Source organism: Exiguobacterium sp. HSB13 (assembly GCF_056764755.1).
Genome location: NZ_JBUZOM010000001.1, coordinates 2,232,263 through 2,251,873, shown reverse-complemented (window position 1 = coordinate 2,251,873; position 19,611 = coordinate 2,232,263). Strand labels below are relative to the sequence as shown.

The 19,611-nt window shown below is 48.5% G+C and carries 23 protein-coding genes, 3 tRNA genes and 2 rRNA genes; 20 read left to right on the top strand and 8 right to left on the bottom strand.

Features of this window, described 5'->3' with window-relative positions; translation table 11 throughout:
* A 23S ribosomal RNA gene (locus ACZGCQ_RS11770) occupies positions 1-119 on the top strand; the annotation flags it as partial.
* A gap of 46 nt (positions 120-165) precedes the next feature.
* Positions 166-281, top strand: a 5S ribosomal RNA gene (gene rrf, locus ACZGCQ_RS11765).
* Positions 282-380: 99 nt separating this feature from the next.
* On the opposite strand, the gene ACZGCQ_RS11760 is transcribed toward rrf, so the two are convergent.
* The gene (locus ACZGCQ_RS11760) at positions 381-845 is read right to left on the bottom strand and encodes an NUDIX hydrolase (protein ID WP_481266358.1); all 465 of its coding nucleotides are present in this window, start codon (positions 843-845) and stop codon (positions 381-383) included.
* 129 nt (positions 846-974) lie between these two features.
* Between ACZGCQ_RS11760 and ACZGCQ_RS11755 the strand changes: the two genes are divergently transcribed.
* From ACZGCQ_RS11755 to ACZGCQ_RS11725, 7 genes are all read left to right on the top strand, one after another.
* Positions 975-1,051, top strand: a tRNA-Met gene (locus ACZGCQ_RS11755).
* Between the two features lie 34 nt (positions 1,052-1,085).
* Positions 1,086-1,162, top strand: a tRNA-Met gene (locus ACZGCQ_RS11750).
* A gap of 119 nt (positions 1,163-1,281) precedes the next feature.
* The gene (gene tsaE, locus ACZGCQ_RS11745) at positions 1,282-1,731 is read left to right on the top strand and encodes a tRNA (adenosine(37)-N6)-threonylcarbamoyltransferase complex ATPase subunit type 1 TsaE (RefSeq protein WP_029342835.1); all 450 of its coding nucleotides are present in this window, start codon (positions 1,282-1,284) and stop codon (positions 1,729-1,731) included.
* On the top strand, positions 1,728-2,381 hold the full coding sequence (gene tsaB, locus ACZGCQ_RS11740; RefSeq protein WP_481266357.1) for a tRNA (adenosine(37)-N6)-threonylcarbamoyltransferase complex dimerization subunit type 1 TsaB: 654 nt from the start codon (positions 1,728-1,730) through the stop codon (positions 2,379-2,381). The genes tsaE and tsaB overlap by 4 nt, the downstream gene beginning before the upstream one ends.
* Positions 2,374-2,829 carry a ribosomal protein S18-alanine N-acetyltransferase gene (gene rimI / locus ACZGCQ_RS11735; RefSeq protein WP_481266356.1) on the top strand — a complete coding sequence of 152 codons (456 nt, stop codon included), beginning with the start codon at positions 2,374-2,376 and terminating at the stop codon, positions 2,827-2,829. Before tsaB ends, rimI begins: the two co-directional genes overlap by 8 nt.
* Complete coding sequence (tsaD, locus tag ACZGCQ_RS11730) at positions 2,826-3,833, top strand: tRNA (adenosine(37)-N6)-threonylcarbamoyltransferase complex transferase subunit TsaD (RefSeq protein WP_214728451.1); 1,008 nt, start codon at positions 2,826-2,828, stop codon at positions 3,831-3,833. Before rimI ends, tsaD begins: the two co-directional genes overlap by 4 nt.
* 28 nt (positions 3,834-3,861) lie before the next feature.
* On the top strand, positions 3,862-4,431 hold the full coding sequence (locus ACZGCQ_RS11725) for a hypothetical protein (RefSeq protein WP_481266355.1): 570 nt from the start codon (positions 3,862-3,864) through the stop codon (positions 4,429-4,431).
* A gap of 47 nt (positions 4,432-4,478) precedes the next feature.
* Here ACZGCQ_RS11725 and ACZGCQ_RS11720 read toward each other — a convergent pair whose 3' ends face one another.
* The 3 genes from ACZGCQ_RS11720 to ACZGCQ_RS11710 all read right to left on the bottom strand — a co-directional run bounded on the left by ACZGCQ_RS11720 (position 4,479) and on the right by ACZGCQ_RS11710 (position 6,088).
* The gene (locus tag ACZGCQ_RS11720; RefSeq protein WP_023469611.1) at positions 4,479-5,138 is read right to left on the bottom strand and encodes a haloacid dehalogenase type II; all 660 of its coding nucleotides are present in this window, start codon (positions 5,136-5,138) and stop codon (positions 4,479-4,481) included.
* A 68-nt stretch (positions 5,139-5,206) separates the two neighbouring features.
* Entirely contained in the window at positions 5,207-5,662 is a 456-nt protein-coding gene (locus ACZGCQ_RS11715) for a flavodoxin (protein ID WP_481266354.1), read from the bottom strand.
* 105 nt (positions 5,663-5,767) lie between these two features.
* Entirely contained in the window at positions 5,768-6,088 is a 321-nt protein-coding gene (locus ACZGCQ_RS11710; protein ID WP_023469609.1) for a winged helix-turn-helix transcriptional regulator, read from the bottom strand.
* 183 nt (positions 6,089-6,271) lie between these two features.
* On the opposite strand from ACZGCQ_RS11710, the gene ACZGCQ_RS11705 reads away from it, so the two are divergent.
* Complete coding sequence (locus ACZGCQ_RS11705) at positions 6,272-6,670, top strand: DoxX family protein (RefSeq protein WP_023469608.1); 399 nt, start codon at positions 6,272-6,274, stop codon at positions 6,668-6,670.
* A 19-nt stretch (positions 6,671-6,689) separates the two neighbouring features.
* Positions 6,690-7,283 carry a flavin reductase family protein gene (locus tag ACZGCQ_RS11700; protein WP_350465255.1) on the top strand — a complete coding sequence of 198 codons (594 nt, stop codon included), beginning with the start codon at positions 6,690-6,692 and terminating at the stop codon, positions 7,281-7,283.
* A 129-nt stretch (positions 7,284-7,412) separates the two neighbouring features.
* Here ACZGCQ_RS11700 and ACZGCQ_RS11695 read toward each other — a convergent pair whose 3' ends face one another.
* Positions 7,413-7,853, bottom strand: a complete 441-nt coding sequence (locus tag ACZGCQ_RS11695; RefSeq protein WP_481266353.1) for a hypothetical protein — start codon at positions 7,851-7,853, stop codon at positions 7,413-7,415.
* The gene (locus tag ACZGCQ_RS11690; RefSeq protein ID WP_029342826.1) at positions 7,835-9,736 is read right to left on the bottom strand and encodes an ATP-binding cassette domain-containing protein; all 1,902 of its coding nucleotides are present in this window, start codon (positions 9,734-9,736) and stop codon (positions 7,835-7,837) included. The genes ACZGCQ_RS11695 and ACZGCQ_RS11690 overlap by 19 nt, the downstream gene beginning before the upstream one ends.
* A 167-nt stretch (positions 9,737-9,903) precedes the next feature.
* Here ACZGCQ_RS11690 and ACZGCQ_RS11685 point away from each other — a divergent pair, with 167 nt between their 5' ends.
* The 9 genes from ACZGCQ_RS11685 to ACZGCQ_RS11645 all read left to right on the top strand — a co-directional run bounded on the left by ACZGCQ_RS11685 (position 9,904) and on the right by ACZGCQ_RS11645 (position 17,514).
* Positions 9,904-10,563, top strand: coding sequence for a redox-sensing transcriptional repressor Rex (locus ACZGCQ_RS11685; protein WP_023469604.1), 660 nt, complete (start codon positions 9,904-9,906; stop codon positions 10,561-10,563).
* Positions 10,563-10,760: a twin-arginine translocase TatA/TatE family subunit gene (locus ACZGCQ_RS11680; RefSeq protein WP_029342825.1), complete on the top strand. Its 198-nt coding sequence runs from the start codon at positions 10,563-10,565 to the stop codon at positions 10,758-10,760. The genes ACZGCQ_RS11685 and ACZGCQ_RS11680 overlap by 1 nt, the downstream gene beginning before the upstream one ends.
* Before the next feature lie 7 nt (positions 10,761-10,767).
* On the top strand, positions 10,768-11,547 hold the full coding sequence (gene tatC, locus ACZGCQ_RS11675; RefSeq protein WP_029342824.1) for a twin-arginine translocase subunit TatC: 780 nt from the start codon (positions 10,768-10,770) through the stop codon (positions 11,545-11,547).
* 105 nt (positions 11,548-11,652) lie between these two features.
* A tRNA-Ala gene (locus tag ACZGCQ_RS11670) sits at positions 11,653-11,728 on the top strand.
* A gap of 224 nt (positions 11,729-11,952) precedes the next feature.
* Complete coding sequence (locus ACZGCQ_RS11665; RefSeq protein WP_481266352.1) at positions 11,953-15,699, top strand: S8 family serine peptidase; 3,747 nt, start codon at positions 11,953-11,955, stop codon at positions 15,697-15,699.
* Positions 15,700-15,826: 127 nt separating this feature from the next.
* Entirely contained in the window at positions 15,827-15,985 is a 159-nt protein-coding gene (locus ACZGCQ_RS11660; RefSeq protein ID WP_014971497.1) for a hypothetical protein, read from the top strand.
* Positions 15,986-16,104: 119 nt separating this feature from the next.
* Positions 16,105-16,557, top strand: coding sequence for a hypothetical protein (locus ACZGCQ_RS11655; protein WP_481266351.1), 453 nt, complete (start codon positions 16,105-16,107; stop codon positions 16,555-16,557).
* A 13-nt stretch (positions 16,558-16,570) separates the two neighbouring features.
* The gene (locus tag ACZGCQ_RS11650; protein ID WP_290721724.1) at positions 16,571-17,080 is read left to right on the top strand and encodes a hypothetical protein; all 510 of its coding nucleotides are present in this window, start codon (positions 16,571-16,573) and stop codon (positions 17,078-17,080) included.
* The gene (locus ACZGCQ_RS11645) at positions 17,047-17,514 is read left to right on the top strand and encodes a hypothetical protein (RefSeq protein ID WP_481266350.1); all 468 of its coding nucleotides are present in this window, start codon (positions 17,047-17,049) and stop codon (positions 17,512-17,514) included. Before ACZGCQ_RS11650 ends, ACZGCQ_RS11645 begins: the two co-directional genes overlap by 34 nt.
* 54 nt (positions 17,515-17,568) lie before the next feature.
* Here the strand turns inward: ACZGCQ_RS11645 and ACZGCQ_RS11640 are convergent, their stop codons facing one another.
* The gene (locus ACZGCQ_RS11640) at positions 17,569-18,573 is read right to left on the bottom strand and encodes a FecCD family ABC transporter permease (RefSeq protein WP_029342818.1); all 1,005 of its coding nucleotides are present in this window, start codon (positions 18,571-18,573) and stop codon (positions 17,569-17,571) included.
* Entirely contained in the window at positions 18,573-19,574 is a 1,002-nt protein-coding gene (locus ACZGCQ_RS11635; RefSeq protein ID WP_481266349.1) for a FecCD family ABC transporter permease, read from the bottom strand. Before ACZGCQ_RS11635 ends, ACZGCQ_RS11640 begins: the two co-directional genes overlap by 1 nt.
* Between the last annotated feature and the right edge of the window lie 37 nt (positions 19,575-19,611).

Here is a 19,611-nt window from a genome sequence, read left to right as displayed (position 1 = left end):
AGATTTCCCTTTGAGTAATCAAGAAAGACCCCTCAGAGACGATGAGGTAGATAGGTCACGGGTGGAAGCATGGCGACATGTGGAGCTGAGTGATACTAATCGGTCGAGGCCTTGTTCTAGCAGATGCTTGTTGATGACTTCAGTTTTGAGGGCGCGAGCCCGTCGTCTGGTGACGATAGCCAAGTGGTCACACCCGTTCCCATGCCGAACACGGAAGTTAAGCACTTGAACGCCGAAAGTAGTTGGGGGCTTCCCCCTGTGAGGATAGGACGTTGCCAGGCACTTGACTGATCTGCAGATTGCAGGTCAGTTTTTTGTTGTAGAAAAGAAAAAACTGACCAAATGACAGCCAGTTTTAAAATACGACATCTACATTAAATTCAAGGTGTTGTTTCGACAAGACGAGAGATGACTTGTTTCAAAAGCGCAGCGGCTCGTGCTTCAAGTGGGTCTGGTAGTTGATCAAGTGGAAAATAACGAAGATCGAGGCTCTCTCCGTCCGTCATCTGTAATGTACCCGATATTCCTTTTGCTTGAAAGAGATGGATCACACTGTAGGTTTGATCGCCATTTGGATAAAGGAAGAAGTAATCTGGACCTGAGAAGACGTCTAGTAGTTGAACGCTGCGTGCTTGAAGGCCGGTTTCTTCCTCTAATTCACGCATCGCGACTTCTTCAAGTGTCTCACCTGGTTCCATCGACCCACCGGGAAGTCCCCAACTGTGTGTATCCGAACGATATTGAAATAGCAGTTCATGCTGTGGATTCAGGACGAGTACGGTCGCACCCACGCTGATCAACGGTCGGTTCCCTACGATTTTTCGTAAATCTAATAAGTATCCCATCTGCTCACTCCTTTCGTATCAGTATAGAAGAATATTCATTATGACAGTTAGTAAAAAGAAATAAGGCAAAAAGACTTGCCAATTTAAAAGACACATGTTATATTAATATCTGTCGAAACGTTATATCATCGCGGGGTGGAGCAGTCTGGTAGCTCGTTGGGCTCATAACCCAAAGGTCGTCGGTTCAAATCCGGCCCCCGCAACCAATTTTTAAATAATCAAATCCGAAACGTTTATCGTCGCGGGGTGGAGCAGTCTGGTAGCTCGTTGGGCTCATAACCCAAAGGTCGTCGGTTCAAATCCGGCCCCCGCAACCAATTTTAAACTTAACTTCAACTTTACTACGAAACGTTCAGCGTTTCGTATTTTTTTTTGCCTTTTTCGTCCGGTACAATAGAGAAGGACGAACAGTACGTATTAAAGGAGGAGACATCGTATGATAGAACTGGAAATGAACAGCTTGGAAGAAACGACTGCTTTAGCCCTTGAACTCGGACGACGTGCTGAAGCAGGGATGGTCATTACGCTTGACGGAGACTTAGGTGCTGGGAAAACGACTTTCACCCAAAGCTTTGCGAAAGGGTTAGGTGTGACGCGTCACGTTAACAGTCCAACCTTTACGATCATGAAAGTCTATACGGGGCGTCTTCCTCTTTATCATATGGATGTCTATCGCTTAGAAGGTTCTGGTGATGATATTGGACTTGAAGAATATTTGAATGGTGAAGGCGTCGCTGTCGTCGAGTGGTCTGAATTGATTGCGGACAGCCTTCCACCTGATCGATTGGCAATCACGATTACACGAACAGGTGACGATAGCCGACGTTTTGAGCTGAAGCCGATCGGAGAACGATACATTACATTATGTGAGGGATTGAAATCATGAAAATCGTAGCTATTGATACATCGACGAAACAACTATCGGTCGCTCTTTCAGACGGGAAACAGATTGTAGCAGAAGCATCTTACGTCACGTCTTTGAATCATGCGACGAAACTCATGCCGTTACTTGAGCGCTTGATGGCGGAAGCAAAATGGACACCGGCTCAACTGACACGCGTCGTCGTTGCTGACGGTCCTGGTTCTTATACGGGTTTACGGATTGGAGCGACGACAGCAAAGACGCTCGCGTATACACTCGGCATCGAGCTCGTTGCCATCTCGACACTTGAACTGATGGCAGCTTCGACAGGTCATACGGGACGCGTCGCAGCGATTCAAGATGCGCGGCGTGGAGCAGGGTTTGTCGGAGTATACGAAGCTGGAGAACGAATCGGTGAAGAACAGCATGTCGAAATTGCATCTTTTGTGAAGACGTTACCGGCAGATACACTCGTCACAGGAGACGTCGATGCGTTCGAAGAGATTCTTCAGCCCTTCGAAAAGGCGGCTCCTGCTTTCCGGACGCCGCGTGCCGGCGTACTCGCTTTACTCGGCGCAACACGTCAGACAGTCGAAGCGCATGCGTTTGAGCCACGCTACCTGCGTCTAGCTGAAGCAGAAGCGAAATGGATCGAGGCACAGCGTCATGAGTAAGGGCATTCGTCGTATGACCGTACAGGATGCTGCAGGTGTTCATGCGGTCGAACTCGAATCGTTTGCGACACCGTGGACGCTAGATGCCTTCGAAGCGGAAATGACGCAAAATCCGAATGCCTATTATGTCGTTGCCGATCAAGATGGTATCGTCGGATTTGCTGGTCTGTGGCATATCGCGGATGAAGGACATATTACGAATATTGCCGTCAAGCAGTCACACCGCGGACAAGGACTTGGTGTAGATTTGCTAACGGCATTGATCGCCGTCGGTCGTGCGCTTGGTTTGCGGGCAATGACACTCGAAGTACGTGTCTCGAACACACCGGCGCGGACTTTATACGAAAAACTTGGATTCCAGTATGTCGGTGTTCGAAAACGATATTATCAAGATAACAATGAAGATGCTGCCATCTACTGGCTGGAACTGGAGGGAGAAGACCTATGACACAACCATTGATTCTAGCAATCGAATCGAGTTGCGACGAAACGGCGGCTGCCGTCGTCCGTGGAGGAACCGACGTCTTATCGAACGTCGTCTCGTCTCAAATCGAAAGTCATAAACGATTCGGTGGCGTCGTGCCCGAAGTGGCGTCACGTCATCACGTCGAACGGATCACATACGTCATTGATGATGCCTTGACGGAAGCGAACGTCACAATCGACGATATCGATGCGATCGCTGTCACGGAAGGACCGGGACTGGTCGGGGCTTTACTCGTTGGTGTCAGCGCAGCGAAGGCACTCGCCTTTGCGCATGATAAACCATTGATTGGTGTTCATCATATCGCAGGTCATATCTATGCGAATCGTCTCGTGCAAGAGCTTGAGTTCCCGCTCGTCTGTTTGATTGCATCAGGTGGGCATACGGAACTGATCTACATGCCAGAAGACGGTGTATATGAAGTCATCGGTGAAACACGGGATGATGCCGCCGGAGAAGCATATGATAAAGTTGCTCGGACGTTGAAGTTACCGTATCCAGGTGGTCCACGGATCGACCAGTTGGCACAGACTGGTCAGGATACGTTCCATTTTCCACGCGTCTGGCTCGAGAAGGACTCGTATGACTTTAGCTTCAGTGGTTTGAAATCAGCAGTCATCAATGCCGTGCATAACGCCGAACAACGGGGAGAAACGATCATTCCGGAAGATTTAGCTGCAAGTTTCCAAGCGAGTGTCGTCGAAGTACTCGTGACGAAGGCGGTCCGTGCCGTGAAGGATAAAGGGGGACGCCAATTGCTACTTGCTGGTGGCGTCGCTGCTAACAAAGGATTACGCCAAGGTCTCGAAGCAGCGTGTGCAAAAGAAGGTATTGATCTCGTCATTCCGCCGATGCACCTGTGTGGAGACAATGCGGCGATGATCGGAGCAGCCGCGATTCATCCATATCGCGCATTACGCCATTCGACACTTGCCATGAATGCAGAACCTGGGCTAGATTTAAAGTAAGGAATCCGAACAACTTGGGGGAAATGGAATGAAAAAAGTCATCATCGCATTGTTAGCGGTACTGGTCATCGTCGCAATCGGACTTCAGGTCCGAGAAATCGTCAACGCATACCAAGTCGCCTATAAGGAAGAACTCGTACCCGATAAGAAAGCGGTCGAGACGAACACGAAACAACGTCCACTTTACGAAATCGGACGTGCCGAAGGGGAAAAGAACCGGATTCAAAAGTTATATGCCTTTGATCAAACAGTCAATGGTAAGCTCAGTAACGTCGTCATCGTCGATCGCAAGTATGGCTTAACGAACAAGGCGAGTGATGATTATTTCATGATTGCTTCCGGAACACCGGTGACGGATCAAGAGAAGAAATCGTTCGAACCAATGATTAAAAAGATGGATGCAGAACAAGTCCAAGCCGAGGTGATCTCGAAGCACGAGGTGACGGCTGTTGAGAACAATAAAAAGCGGACGTTGACGTTATTTAAGGTCTTCTATAAAGATACGGATCAAAACGAATACCTCTTCTTCATTGAAAGAGAAGGCGGTCTGAAACTTGATCTATTCAAGAAGGGTTACTCACGTCTTTCGAATTACTAAAGCCATAACAACAGCGGATTCCTAAATAGGAGTCCGCTGTTGTTCGTTCATTGCCATTCAGTAATACCCGTTAAGTCATCATAGATGCGATCGGGATCGAGATTCAATTCCTCGACCGGAAGTCCATTTCGATTGATCCATGCCGTTTTGAAACCGAAACTCTTCGCACCGGTGATGTCCCAACCGTTCGAGGACATGAATAAAATCTCCTCGCGTTTTAGACCGAGTGTGTTTAAGGCGTGCATATAGGATGCAGGAGCCGGTTTATATTGTTTGATGTCATCGACACTGACGAGATGTTCGAACCGATCGGCTAAGCCTGACTGCTCAATCAGTGGATCGAGCATATCATGGGAACCATTCGAGAAGACGACCAGGCGCTTATCTGCCATCGTCTCGAGAACGGAGCTGACTTCGGGATACACATCAAGTGTCAGGTACGTTTCCATTAAGGTCGTGATTTGTTCCTCGGTCACGTGGAGCTTCAGTTCAAGTAACGTGTAGCGGAGCGCATCTTGTGTCACTTGGCTGAACGGCACATACTGTCCGTTCAATTGTCGCAAGAAGGAGTACTCCAATTGTTTCTCCCGCCAGCGTTTACTGATCGCTTCTCCGTGATCCGGATAAAGCGCTTCGGCTTGTTCTTTGACGGAATGGACATCGAATAATGTACCGTAGACGTCAAAGACGAGTGCTTGAATCGTCATAAAACATTCATCTCACTTTCATAGAGTCTGCTTTAACGATTCCCTTACAGTACGGATTCAAACGACACTCAAGCATGAACCTGTTGTAAAAAGCGATGAAACGTCTGCGCGAACGCACGACAAGCGGCTTGTTTCTCCGGGGTATTCGGATCAAACTCAATCTTCAAGCCATCCGTGACGATCGTCGCTCCAGCTTCTTTTAATGCGTCTTCAATTAAATCAACGGCTGCGCAGTACTTCGGATAATCAAGATCCCCCGAACCAAAAGCAGCCGCCGGTATTCCCTGTAAGGATTGTTCCCGGAGCTCCTCAACGAAATCTTCCGCTTCATACGGTAAATCACCGTCACCCCATGTATATGAGCCGAGTAATAGACCATCAAAACGTGTTAGATCCTCCCCGACGAATTGATCTAGTTCTGTGATTGTCACGTTGACATCGTGTTGCTCAAGTTCCGTTTGAATGAGCGAGACGATATCTTCCGTATTACCGGACATGCTGACGAATCCAATCGCGATATGCATGCATCTTCCTCCTTTCGCTGTACTTCTCCACTTTAATTGATAATGATTATCAATGTCAAAGGTCATATAAAAAAACACCTTCCAAAGAAGATGCTTTTTCATACATTAGTCTTGTAGTTCGGCCCATTCCTCAATGGAACGAATGACCGGTTCGAGTTGACGCCCTTTGTCGGTCAAACTGTATTGAATCTTAATCGGACGATCGGGAATGACAGTCCGGATGACGATGCCTTCCGCTTCGAGCTCCTTCATACGTTCCGTGAGCATACGACCTGATAATTCGGGAATGGCATCTTGAATCTCATTGAAACGACATGTCTTCGTCAACAAGTGACGCAAAATCAGACCTGTCCATTTCTTACCTAAGATTTCAAAGGCATGTTCGACTTTGGGACAAAGAGCCGGTTGGATTGCGACTTCTTCCATCAGCACTCATCCTTTCTATAGTTGTAGTATACCCGCTTCTGCTAAAAAAATCGAATCATTTTACTTAATGTAACAAAAAGAACTAAAACAAATCTATTTACTTTTAGTAAGTGATAAGATATAGTCTGTTTATTGGGTTACTTAAAGTAACTAGAAAACATTAGGTAAAAGGAGAAGAGAGAAATGATGGATACAGGACTTTTAATTATTCGTTTAATCATCGGCTTGACGTTCGCTGCACACGGGACACAAAAATTATTTGGTTGGTTCGGTGGACACGGAATCGCTGGAACAGGCGGTTGGTTCGAATCAATCGGCATGAAGCCAGGGAAGGCACTCGCGATTACGGCAGGTCTTGCTGAATTGATCGGCGGCTTGTTGTTTGCAGGAGGCGTATTCCTCTGGATCGCAGCACTCCTCATCATCGGATCGATGCTTGTCGCGATCGTTAAAGTACACGGTGCGAATGGTTACTGGGTGACGCAGAACGGGTACGAATACAACATGGCATTGATCGTCATCGCGCTTGGTGTAGCGATGATCGGTGCTGGAGACTATTCACTCGCTGCACTCATCGGGTGAAGAAAAAGGTGGGTCATTCATGAAGTTCGAGGCATCAACGCTTAGCGCAAAAGACAATTATAAATTACTGATCGGAAGCATCATTCCGCGTCCGATTGCTTTCGTGACAACGCAAGGAGAAGACGGGACGGTCAACGCCGCACCGTTTTCCTTCTTTACGGTCGCTTCAAGCAGTCCGCCGCAACTGGTGATTGCCGTACAACGGACGGATCAGGGGCAGAAGGATACGGCACGTAACATCTTAGCAAAACAAAGTTATGTCATCCATATCGTCAGCGAAGAGATAGTCGACGCAGTCAATGAGACAGCAGCGCCACTTGCTTACGGTAAAAGTGAGCTTGAGCGGACGGATTTGACGCTCGTCGATAGTGACGCGATCGAAGTACCCGGAATCGCGGAAGCGAAAATCCGCTTCGAGATGCGCTTGACGCAACACGTCGAGCTAGAAGGTGCCGATCTTCTGATTGGGGAAGTACTGCGTTATCACGTCGCGGATGAACTCGTCGATTCGTTCCGGATTGACGCAGCAGGCTTGAAGGCTGTCGCTCGTTTAGCAGGGAATGATTATGCGACGATCGGGAAGACGTTTACGATTGCCCGACCGACAAAATGATAGAAGCGTGAATGCTTGATTCATCGTACGATTCGTTTTGATTCAAACAAAAGGAGTGGAGAGACCGGTCTAGCTACCGGAATCTCCACTCTTTTTCTCATGTCGTTCATCTGATTCATCGATCGGACTTCAAGGTTGCGAATCGATTTCGTTTGAAGAGGCTTCAAGACCATGACGTTTACTGTACTGATAGCCATCGAGCAAATAAAAGACGATTGCGAGTGCCCAAATGCCGACACAGCTGATCAAGAAAGCGGTGAGCGGTGAGACACTACCGTAATACGATAGGATCAACGGGTCATTGAGTTCGACGAATAGCTGTGTCGTCAGGAGCGTACAGCATAGTCCTGAGAGTAAACTGACGAAGAGACCGCTCCATGTCTGGATGACGAGACCGATCATACAAGAAATCAGAAGAAACAAAGGAAGCGCAGCATTAAAAGCATCCGGTCGGATGAAGGTGGACACGTAGTCCGCATACATCGGTACGAAATAAAGAATGCCGGATAGCAGTCCTTGAATCAAGTTGATGAAAAAGCTTTTCGTCCGCATCAGTGTTGGTTCTCCCATCGTTCCATCAATTCGAGTAGATCAACATCAATTTGATCACGTTCTGCTGAAAGAGCCGTTGCTTTCGGAATATCATTGAAGACTTCTGGTTCACAGAGTAATTGTTCAATTTCCGCCGAACGCTGTTCGAGCCGTTCGATATCTTGTTCAAGCTGTTCGATTTGCTGACGGCGCTTGCGTTCTTCTTTCTGTGCTTCTTTATCGATCGTCTTCGACGCCGTGACCTTTGCGGCTTTTGCTTCCTCCGCTTCAAGACGAGCAATCTCTTCTTGCTCCGCCTTCTTCTCCGTGTAGTACGAATAATCACCGAGGTATTCCGTCACACCCGCTTCACTCATCTCAATGACGCGTGTCGCGATCCGGTCTATGAAGTAACGGTCGTGAGAGACGAATAACAGCGTTCCTTCGTAGTCGACGAGGGCGTTTTCAAGGACCATCTTCGAATCCAAATCCAAGTGGTTCGTCGGCTCATCGAGGACGAGGACGTTCGTCTTCCGTAGTTTCAGTTTTGCGAGTGCGAGACGTCCGCGTTCGCCACCGGATAACTCATGGACAATTTTGAAGACATCGTCGCCGCTAAACAAGAATTGTCCGAGGACAGAACGGACTTCTTGTTCACGCATCAATGGCCATTCGTTCCAAATCTCATCGATGACACGGTTCCGGTCATTGAGTTCCGCCTGCTCTTGATCGTAATATCCGATCGAGACGCCGGTTCCGAATCGGAAATCACCGAATAGGGGGCGTAAGCGACCGACGAGAACTTTCAAGAGCGTCGACTTTCCGATTCCGTTTGGTCCGACGAGTGCCAGTGATTCACCGCGTTGCAAGCGGAACGTGATGTCTTTTGAGACAGCTTCTTCGTAACCAATCGCCAGTTGATTGACTTGAAGAACATCGTTCCCGCTCTGTTTTTCAATCGGGAAGGACAGGACCGTGCTACGTTCATCCCCATCTGGTCGGTCGAGTCGGTCGACCTTCTCGAGCCGTTTCCGGACACTTTGGGCACGTTTTGTCGTCGTCGCCCGGGCGATGTTGCGTTGAATGAAGTCCTGCATCTTCGCGATTTCTTCTTGTTGCTGTTCGAACTGTTTCATTTCTTGATCGTACAAGGCCGCTTTTTGTTCCAAGTACTTCGTGTAGTTCCCGGTGAACTTACGACAGACATTGCGCGACAGCTCATAGACGACATTGACGACTTGGTCGAGGAAGTACCGGTCGTGTGAGACGATCAGGACGGCGCCACGATAACCGCCGAGGTAACTTTCGAGCCAAGCGAGTGTATCGATATCAAGGTGGTTGGTCGGCTCATCAAGAATGAGGAGCTCTGGTGCTTGCAGAAGCATCTTCGCTAAGGCGAGTCGTGTCCGTTGACCACCGGATAATGTCTGAATCCGGCGCGAGTAATCATCCGGATAAAAGCGCATGCCGTGCAGGACGGAGCGGATATTCGCTTCGAACTGATAACCACCGGCTTCTGAGAAGTCGTGTTGTGCTTGATCGTATGTCTTCAAGAGACGATCGTAAGCGACCGGGTCGTTCAAGATATGCTCCATGCCCATTTCGATTTCCATCCGGCGCAGTGTCCGTTCTTGTTCCTGTAGATGTTCAAAGACGGTCAGCATCTCGTTCCAGATCGTCTCATTCGATTCGAGACCACTGTCTTGTGCAAGATAACCGATTTTGACATCCTTGCCTTTCATGATGTCGCCCGAGTCATGACTGAGTTCACCAGCGATGATTTTGAGCAAGGTCGATTTACCGGCACCGTTTCGTCCGACGAGCGCAATCCGATCCCGCTCTTGTACTTCCAGTTTGATATTTTCTAAAATCGGCTCGACGCCGAATGATTTCGAGAGTTGATTGACTTGTAAGAGTATCATTTCCATCCATCCTTCCACCCTTTAGTCTATCACGAACAAAAGCGCGAGGTCCTGCGGAATATATTATTTGTGACTCTATGTGAAGTGGTTTACAATCAAGGAGAGTAGAAAGCTTTTTGCAAAGATTTGGGTGCCACGATGGATGTGGCCGAAGGGGGAACTGCAGGATGAATGGACCAGACACAAAAATTCCACAAGCGACAGCAAAACGGTTGCCGCTATATTATCGCTTCATCCAAAGTTTATACAATTCAGGCAAGCTCCGCGTCTCTTCTGCTGAGTTAAGCGAGGCGGTGAAGGTTGATTCAGCAACGATTCGTCGCGATTTTTCCTACTTTGGGGCATTAGGGAAGAAGGGGTATGGATATAACGTTCAACATCTCTTAACGTTTTTCCGCAAAACCTTGAATCAAGATGAGGTGACGAATGTTGCCTTAATCGGGGTCGGTCATCTCGGAACAGCGTTTGCAAATTATAACTTTTTAAAGAATAATAGTACTCGGATAGTCGTTGCGTTTGATGCGGACGAAGAGAAGGTCGGAACAACGACGCATGACGTTCCAATCTATCATGTTTCGGACATGAAAGAACAAATCGAAGCGAATCAGGTCGATGTTGCCATCTTGACGGTTCCATCGCAGTTCGCACAGTCAGTAGCGGATGAGTTAGTCGAGTATGGTGTGACAGGCATCCTGAACTTTACGCCAGCGCGGTTGAACGTGCCAGCGAGCGTCCGGGTCCATCACATCGATTTATCGATCGAGTTGCAGTCGTTAGTTTATTTCATGAAGCATTATTCGCAATCAGCTGAAGGAGTGAAATCATAATGGAAAACCTTATCCCGCTCACACTAGGTATCGGACCAGCGAGCATTGGATTAATCGCGGTCGTCGCGTTGATCATCTTCGGACCGAAGAAGTTACCAGAATTCGGACGCGCTGCGGGTCAGACATTGAAAGAGTTCAAGAATGCCACGAACGGCATCATGGACGACGATAAAAAGGACGAACCGAAAGAGAAGTGATTGAATCATGACGGTTGATCAAGAGCAAAGCATGACGTCGCACCTTGACGAACTGCGCAAGCGGATCGTCTGGTCGCTTATCATCGTCGTCGTCCTGTTCGCTGTCGCATTTCCGCTCGTCCGACCGCTCGTTCGCTTCTTGCAAGCGGACTTAAAAGAGCTCGGCATCGGTTTGAATGCCTTCAACGTCGCCGATCCTTTAATGTTGTATTTGAATCTTGCGTTCATCATTGCGCTGATTTTAGCGTCACCGTTCTGGATGTATCAACTCTGGGCATTCGTTCGACCAGGACTTTATGACAAGGAGCAAAAAGCGACATTGACGTATATTCCGGTCATCTTCTTTCTATTTTTGGCTGGCGTAGCCTTCTCGTATTTCTGGTTGCTTCCCTTCTTGCTTGAAGTCTCAACGGATCTCGGGAAAGAGCTCGGAATCGAACAAGTCATTGGAGTCGAGAACTACTTCAGTTTCTTAATCCGCTTGACGATGCCGTTTGGTCTTCTGTTCCAATTGCCGGTCGTGACGATGTTCCTGACACGTCTTGGTCTCGTGACGCCATATTTCATGCGAAAGAATCGGAAATATGCGTACTTTGCGCTGTTCGTCGTTGCGGCATTGATCGCACCGCCGGACGTGACGTCACACTTGATGATCTCGGTTCCATTGTTCGTTCTCTATGAGATCAGTATCTTGATTTCTGCGCGGACGTACAAAAAGGTCTTGATCCTCGAGCAACAGGCAGAGCTTGAACGACAGGCGGATTTGATGCGTGAATTGAATAAATGAATCGTGAATTCCTTCCGACGATTTTTGGAAGGGATTCTTTTTTGTGAAAGCGTTCTTTTTATATTGATAAAGCAGTTAGTGATGCGTATACTAAAGATAATTCATGGGGGCTTAGCTCAGCTGGGAGAGCGTTTGGCTGGCAGCCAAAAGGTCGTCGGTTCGATCCCGATAGTCTCCACCAATACCAAATATCCAACTCCTCGAGGCGTCGAGGAGTTTTTATTTTACTCCCAGTTAAATTCCTTAAAAATATAAAATGTCATGAAAAACAAATAAATTAAAAAAATAGACAGATATAAATTGTTTATTTCCATTAAATTCATTAAACTAAATATACAGAATTTTCGTTTAACTGTTTTATCAGTAGTACTACTATGGTTTTACAGAAAAGGGGAAAACGAACGCATGAAGAAGAAGATTGCACTTATGGCAGCCGTCTTAATGACGTCTTCCAATCTAGTCAGTGCGCAAGGTGCACTGTCGTCGCAAGACAAAGCAACGGGTCAAAAACCGCAAGCGCTCTCGCTGAAGAAATCGGGGCAAGAGAAGAACTACAAACAATCGGATAAAGTCCGTGTCGTCATCGAGATGGAAGAGAAGCCGGCGATTCAAATCGCCCAGGCTCAAAACAAGCGGTATAGCACATTGAGCAATGCCGAAAAAGAGTCGATCAAAGATCGCCTCGTCAACGTCCAAAAATCAGTCAAGTCAGCCATCGCTAAAAAGGCGATTCCCGTTACATATAAGGAAAGCTTCACAACCGTCATCAATGGATTCAGTGGTGAAGTCAAGTTCGGGGACATCGAAGACATTAAACAACTGAGCGGAGTCAAGAGCGTACATATCGCCCATGAATACGCGCGTCCGGAAGTTGCTAAAGGTGCAAAGCCAGACATGCTGTACAGCAAGGACATGGTCAATGCGAAGGAAACATGGCAGGACTATGGTTTTAAAGGGGAAGGAACGATCGTTGCCGTCATCGATACAGGAATCGATCCGTCGCATAAGGACATGGTCTTGAGCCCAGAGACGAAGATCGATTTGACTTCTTCAAAAGTCGATAGTGCGAAAGAAACAAAAGGCTTAAAAGGAAAGTACTTCACGGAAAAAGTACCGTATGGCTATAACTATGCCGATCACGATAGCGAAATCCGTGATTTAGGTGCGGGCGCATCGATGCACGGGATGCACGTCGCGGGTACGGTCGGAGCAAACGGCGATGAAGCAAACGGTGGTATCAAAGGGGTCGCACCGGAAACACAACTCCTCGCGATGAAAGTCTTCGGAAACGATCCAGGAATGCCATCGACATTCAGCGATATCTACATTAAAGCGATTGATGATGCGATTGCACTCGGAGCAGATGTCATCAACATGAGTCTCGGTTCGACGGCATCGTTCGTCAATGCAGATGATCCAGAACAACGCGCAATCGTCAACGCGATGAACAACGGCATCTTGTGTGCGATTTCTGCTGGTAACTCGGCATTCGCAGGTCATGGTGCAGGTAACCCGTACACAGCGAACCCGGATATCGGTGTCGTCGGTGCCCCAGGTTTAACAAGCCAAGCACTCCAAGTCGCATCACTCGAAAATACGAAATTGACACTCGAAGGCATGGCACTGACGATCGACGGTCAGGATGCTGGTTATTTGGCATACCAAAAACAAGATTCACCGAATCCGATTGCCGTCTTCGATAAAGAGAAGAAGGATGTCGTCTATGTCGGTGACGGTCAAGCTTCGAACTACGAAGGCAAAGACGTCAAAGGGAAAGTCGTCTTCGTCGTGCGTAACGGTGGTTTCAACTACGGTATGATCCAAGCAGAAGCTGAGAAGCAAGGGGCAGCAGGTGTCATCGTCCGCGGTCGAGTTGATCATGGGGATTACGTCAGTATGGCGCTCAACAATCCGACGATTCCACTCGTCACACTCAGCATCGCAGACGGAAACGATCTTGAAGCAAAAGCAAAAGAGGGCAAGGCAATCGCTGTCACGTTCGACGGAAAAGCAGTCTCAGCAGATAACCCGGTCGCAGGACAAATGTCTGACTTTACGTCTTGGGGTGTCACACCAAGCCTTGACTTCAAGCCAGAAATCACGGCACCAGGTGGAAAAATCTACTCAACGCTCAACGATAACGAGTATGGCGTCATGAGTGGGACATCGATGGCGGCACCACACGTTGCTGGTGGAACGGCACTCGTCATGCAACGAATCGCGAAGGACTTCAAAGTCGACGGTGCGACACGCGTTAAGCTCGCGAAGAACATCTTGATGAACACGTCGCGTCCGCAACTCGATCAAGGAAAATATAATGCGCAGCTAAAAACAGGCAACTTCTACTCTCCACGTCGTGAGGGTGCAGGGTTGATGGACCTTCGTGCTGCCATGAAGACACCAGTCGTCGTCACAGAGACGAAGTCGGGTGAAGGTAAGGCATCCTTGAAGGAAGTCGGCGAGAAGTTCACGTTCACACTTGATTTGAAAAACTACAGCAGTGAAAAAGTGACGTATAAGTTAGCCGGAACGGTTCAATCGGATCTCGGTGCAGAAGGATCGAACTTCCTCGAAGCAAACGGCATCTTTAAAAAGGGAACAATCGGTACAGTGGATGCAAACAAAGGCACATATCCGATCTCATTCGCAGTTGGCTCGAAGAAAGCAAGTTCGGTCTCGATTAATCCGAAGAGCTCAACGAAAGTCAGTGTATCGGTTGATCTGAAGGATACAACGGACTGGGCAAACGAACTTCCGCTCGAACAAGTCTTTGAGAACGGCTACTTCGTCGAAGGATTCGTCCGTCTGATCGATACGAAGAGTAAGAATCCAGAATTGACGGTTCCTTACGTTGGCTTTAAAGGGAAATGGGATCAAGCTCCGATTCTAGATGCCCCATTGTACGATGAAGATAACACATTCTACGGCTTGACAGGTCTAGCGACAGAAGTGAAGGATAACTTCGAATTCCTCGGCGCAAACGCTGCGGGAGATGTCGTCGCGAACAAAGTCTCGTTCTCACCAAACAACGATGGTAGCGCAGATGAAGCCTTCCCGATCATCTCGTTCCTCCGTAATGCGAAAAAAGTCGAGTACTCGATTCTTGACCGTAACAAAGCAACGCTTCAGAAGCTCGATACGCAAACGGACGTCGTCAAGAACTACTATGATAGCGGTTCAGAGGACGGATACACACCAGTCACAAGCGCAGCTTGGGACGGAACAATCAACGGGAAACCGGTCAAGGATGGTCTTTACTACTACAAAGTCAAATCCGTGATCGATTATCCGAATGCAAAATGGCAGTCGAACCTCTTCCCAGTCTATGTCGATACGAAAAAACCAGCTGCGACCGTGAAATGGGATGCGTCGAAATCCACGCTCTCGTGGACAGCAGGTGACCAAGGAACAGGTGTCGCGTCATACGATATCCTCGTCAATGGTAAGAGTGTCTTGAAACAACCACTTGCAGCAACAGAAAAAGCGTACACGTTGACGGATCTTCCAGAGCGCGCGAAGATTGCCTTCGTTGTGAAGGATTATGCTGGAAACAGTGTGAAAAAAGACGTCAACACGACAGGTGTCGATAAAGCAGTACCGAACGTTCAAATCGATACACCAGTCGCACTTGGTCTTGCGACATCAAAAGTCATCAACATCGCAGGTCACGTCTCTGATGAATCAGGTATCAAATCGTTCAAAATCAACGGTAAGTCTGTCAAACTTCGCTTCGATGCGGCGCAACAAAACTATGCCTTCAGCCACGACGTGACGTACACGACGGATGGCGTCAAGTCATTCAAGGTCGAAGCGTATGATGGTAAAGGGAACCGCGTTGCGTTCAATCGTCAAGTCATCATCGACACAGAACTACCGACGATTCGCGTCACTGCACCAAAAACCGTTTCAAGTAAAACAAAGACAGCTGAAATGAAGATCGTTCTTCGCGATAACTACAGCGAGTTACGTTTTGACTTCAACGGTAGCGCAGAATACCGCCGGACGTTCAAAGAGCCGTACGAGATGAAAGCCTTCAAAAAGACAATCACGAAAAAAGTGACGCTCAAGAAGGGGAAAAACACGTACAACTTGAAACTGAAGGACCTCGGTGGACACGTTGTTACGAAAACAGTCGTCATCACGAAAAAATAAGGAACAAAAGATATAGTCAGGCGGAAATCCGTCTGACTTTTCTTGCGTGCCGAAGCGCCTTGAAGGGTTTATGAGACGAGGAGAGGGGGAAATTTAAGAACAGAAACAAGTCAGAGGGGGAACAACCATGAATCCGTTCACGACCTTAATCGCCTTCATCGTAGGGTGTCTCGTCTTATATCTCGGTATCCGCGACAAAAACGGCTGGCTGATCGGTGTCGCGATGATACCGCTCGCGATTGTTGCCTATAGCGTCATCTATCTGATCATTCAGGTCAGTGCGTAGTCTCCACGGAAGATGTCTTACCCTAAGCGGTAGGACGTCTTTTTTTTCGAAAATCGTACTACAGATGAAACCGATCTAGTAAAATGTAAGTATATGACAGTATAGAGAGGTGGATGATCATGGAACACGTACATACACAAACGGATGCCTTAGCGGAGCTGTACGAAGAGATGCACCAGAAGACGAAGACGGGCATGTGGGTCATGCTTGCGGCATTCTTAGCGCTCAGTAACACACTCGAGAAACCAATCTATGCGATGATCGTCCCGTTATTGTATTTTGGCTATGACATGTTACTACAACGGAAGCGGTTCGCGCTTGTCGCGGAATATACATCAAAGGATTCAGCAAGACGGCTCTATCAGGTACATGTACTGATCGGCATCTTACAATACGGAGCACTCGCCGGTCTGATCGTCTGGGCAGCCAATCGACCGAACACGTCCTTTTTGATCGGTCTGATCATCGTCGTCATTCCGTTCTACTGGATCTGCCGAAAAACGTTAGAGTTCATTTCACGAAAGATTGATCCAACGTATATCACGGAAAAAGAAATTCAGAAAGCGCGCTAAAGGAGAAGGTACTATGCAAACGGCTCGTGAAGAACGTCTACAAAAACTTGCGCTCGCGTACCGGGACGTCGAATGGCTCGGTACACGTTGGTATTGGAACGTGCTCTTATTCATAACAGTCGGCATCTTAATTGAATGGACTGATATCCCCTTGTTGATTTTGACGATTCCAGCCCTTTTTCTCGGCTCTGATTTTCGCTACCAACTAAAAAAACGAAAAATTTTAGACGGCTACATCTCAAAAGCGCAGGTCCGTCGCCAATTTTTACTCCGCATTGGCAGTCACGTCCTGCTGTATGCGATCTTAACGATCGTCATCACCCAGACGATCGAGGGACCGTTCTGGCAGATGCTTGTGGCAATTTTTACGATTTTAACACCGCTCTATTTCATCAGCGAATGGATCATCCGACGCGACGGAGCGCGTGATCCCGATTATATCAGTGACGGAGAAGTAGCCCGCTTCGTCAGACAGAAAGGAACATCGCAATGGAACACCTATTCGAGCGACAAGCACGTCTGAATGTAATGAAACGACCGGTGCGTATCGTCACCTATTTCTTTTTGATTCCTGGATTGATTTTTGCAGTATCTGCTTGGTTTTTGCCGTCGATTGAATCCGTCTTCGGACAAGGGATGTTTTTCTGTCTTTGCGGGATTGGAGTCGTTCGGGAAATCGTTCGGCTCCGACTCATGAAGTCGTATTTAACACCGACTATCTATCAACAGACTGTTCAAAAAGTAGCCCGTCTGACAATCATCGGTTATGTTGTGGCGTGGCTGATTGCCTTCGTCATGCTGTCGATTCCAAATGCTCCCGGTTATTTATTCGTTCTCTTACTTGTCTGGAGCGGTGGAGTCGGTCTTGGCGTCACTCGAATGAACCGGTTAGCCAAACAAATCGATCCGGCGTACGTGACGATGGGGGAAATCGAACGTGCGTGGTGGAAACGTTAAAGCAAAAAGTCCGCATTAATCAGCGAAAGACGCTGATTGATGCGGACTTTTTGATTATTTCTTCAACAGTAGATAGATGAAGTATGGTGCTCCAATCAAGGCGACGACGATACCAGCCGGTACCCCGTCTGGTCCCGCGATGTTGCGTCCAATCGTATCAGCGAACGCAAGCAACCAGCCGCCGAGTAAAAGGGCGATCGGTAGGAAGAACTGATGGCGTGGTCCGACGAGCGCGCGGGCGATATGTGGCGCCATCAAACCGATGAAGGAAATCCCACCGGTGACAGAGACGGCAGCAGCGGCGAGCGCAACGGCAGTCAACAAGAGCTGGATGCGCTCTTTTTCAATCGCAACGCCGACACCGATTGCGACCGGTTCATTCAAGGCAAGCAGATTGAGCTTATTCGCTTTATAGAACGTCAGCGGAATCAAGACGAGTAACCACGGCAAGAGCGAGTAGACAAAGATCCAGTCCGTCCCCCAGATGTTACCGGCGAGCCACTTGGCGATGAAGTCGACCTTTTCACGACGCGTCGATGAAATCAGGATGACCATGATTCCGGACAGCGCCATCGAGAAGCCGACACCCGTCAAGATCAAGCGAATCGGTTGAAGTCCTTGGACACGGTCGTATGAGAATAGGTAGATCGCTGTCGCAGTGACGAGTGCACCGAGGAAAGCGGCAATCGGTAACAAGTAGATGAACGATCCGACATCAGTCGGGAAGTACAGGAAGAACAAGGCGACGGCGACGCCAGCTCCTGTGTTGATGCCGATGATACCAGGGTCAGCGAGTTCATTGCGTGTAATTCCTTGTAAGATTGCACCGGATAAAGCGAGTGCCATGCCTGCCATGACGGTGATGAGCAGTCGAGGCAAGCGGAGCGAATAGAGGACGAACTCCTCTTTGAACGATCCGTTTCCAAGTAATGTCGGCAGTAAACGATCATACGAGAGAGAAGCAGGTCCAAGACCGATGCTGACGACGAGTGTTGCGATCAATAGTGCCAGTAACGTCCAAAACGTCAGTTGCTGGCGACGGCGTAAACGAGATTCCATCATGAGAAAGCACGCCCTCCTTTCCGAACGATCAAGAGGAAGAACGGTAGCCCGAGCATCGAGACGATTGCGATGACTGGCGTCTCATACGGTGCGTATAGTGTCCGTCCAATTGTGTCAGCAAGCAACATGAATGTCGCACCAAAAATCGCGGTCATCGGCAGGATGAACCGATAGTCCGTCCCGACGATCGCACGGACGATATGCGGAATCATCAGCCCGATGAATGCCATGTTGCCGACGAGGGCAACAGCAGCACCGGCAAGCAGGATGACGACGACGTAAAGCACCGCCTTGATTCGCTGGATATTCTGTCCGAGTCCGAGCGCGACTTCTTCCGATAGACTGAGAATCGTCAATTGTCGTGAGAAGATGAACGCGATCACGATTCCAATTGCGATGACCGGAGCAATGATTTGTAGTTGTCCCCATGTCGACCCGACGAGTCCACCGGACGTCCATTGGGAGACATCTTGGGCAATCTTGAAGTAGATCCCGATTCCTTCTGCAATCGCGTATAGAAAAGCTGAGATCGCAGAACCGGCAAGGACGATCCGGAGCGGTGAGAAGCCACCTTTTTTTGAAGCCCCGATTCCAAAGACAAGTGCTGCCCCAAGCGCTGCTCCGACGAAACACGCGATCATGATGCCGAAGTAGTCAATTTTCGGGAACAGGACGATGACGAGCGCGAATGCCGCATTTGCACCTGCTGTCAGACCAAGCAGACCGGGATCCGCAAGTGGGTTACGAGTCATGGCTTGCATGATGGCACCTGAGACACCGAGTGCTGCACCGACGAGGATCGCTGCCAGTTCCCGTGGCAAGCGGATTTCCTGGACGATTTTTGCTTTTTCATTCAATGGTCCGAACGTCAAAGCGTTCCAGACTTCGCGCGTTGTCGTATCGGCAGCACCGAACGTCATCGCGATCCAGAACATCCCGAAAAAGAGGACGAGACCGAGTGTGATTTTAATGCCGAACGGAATTCGACCAGCTGACATGAATGTCGCCTCCATTTCTGATTCAGTGAGTGAGCCA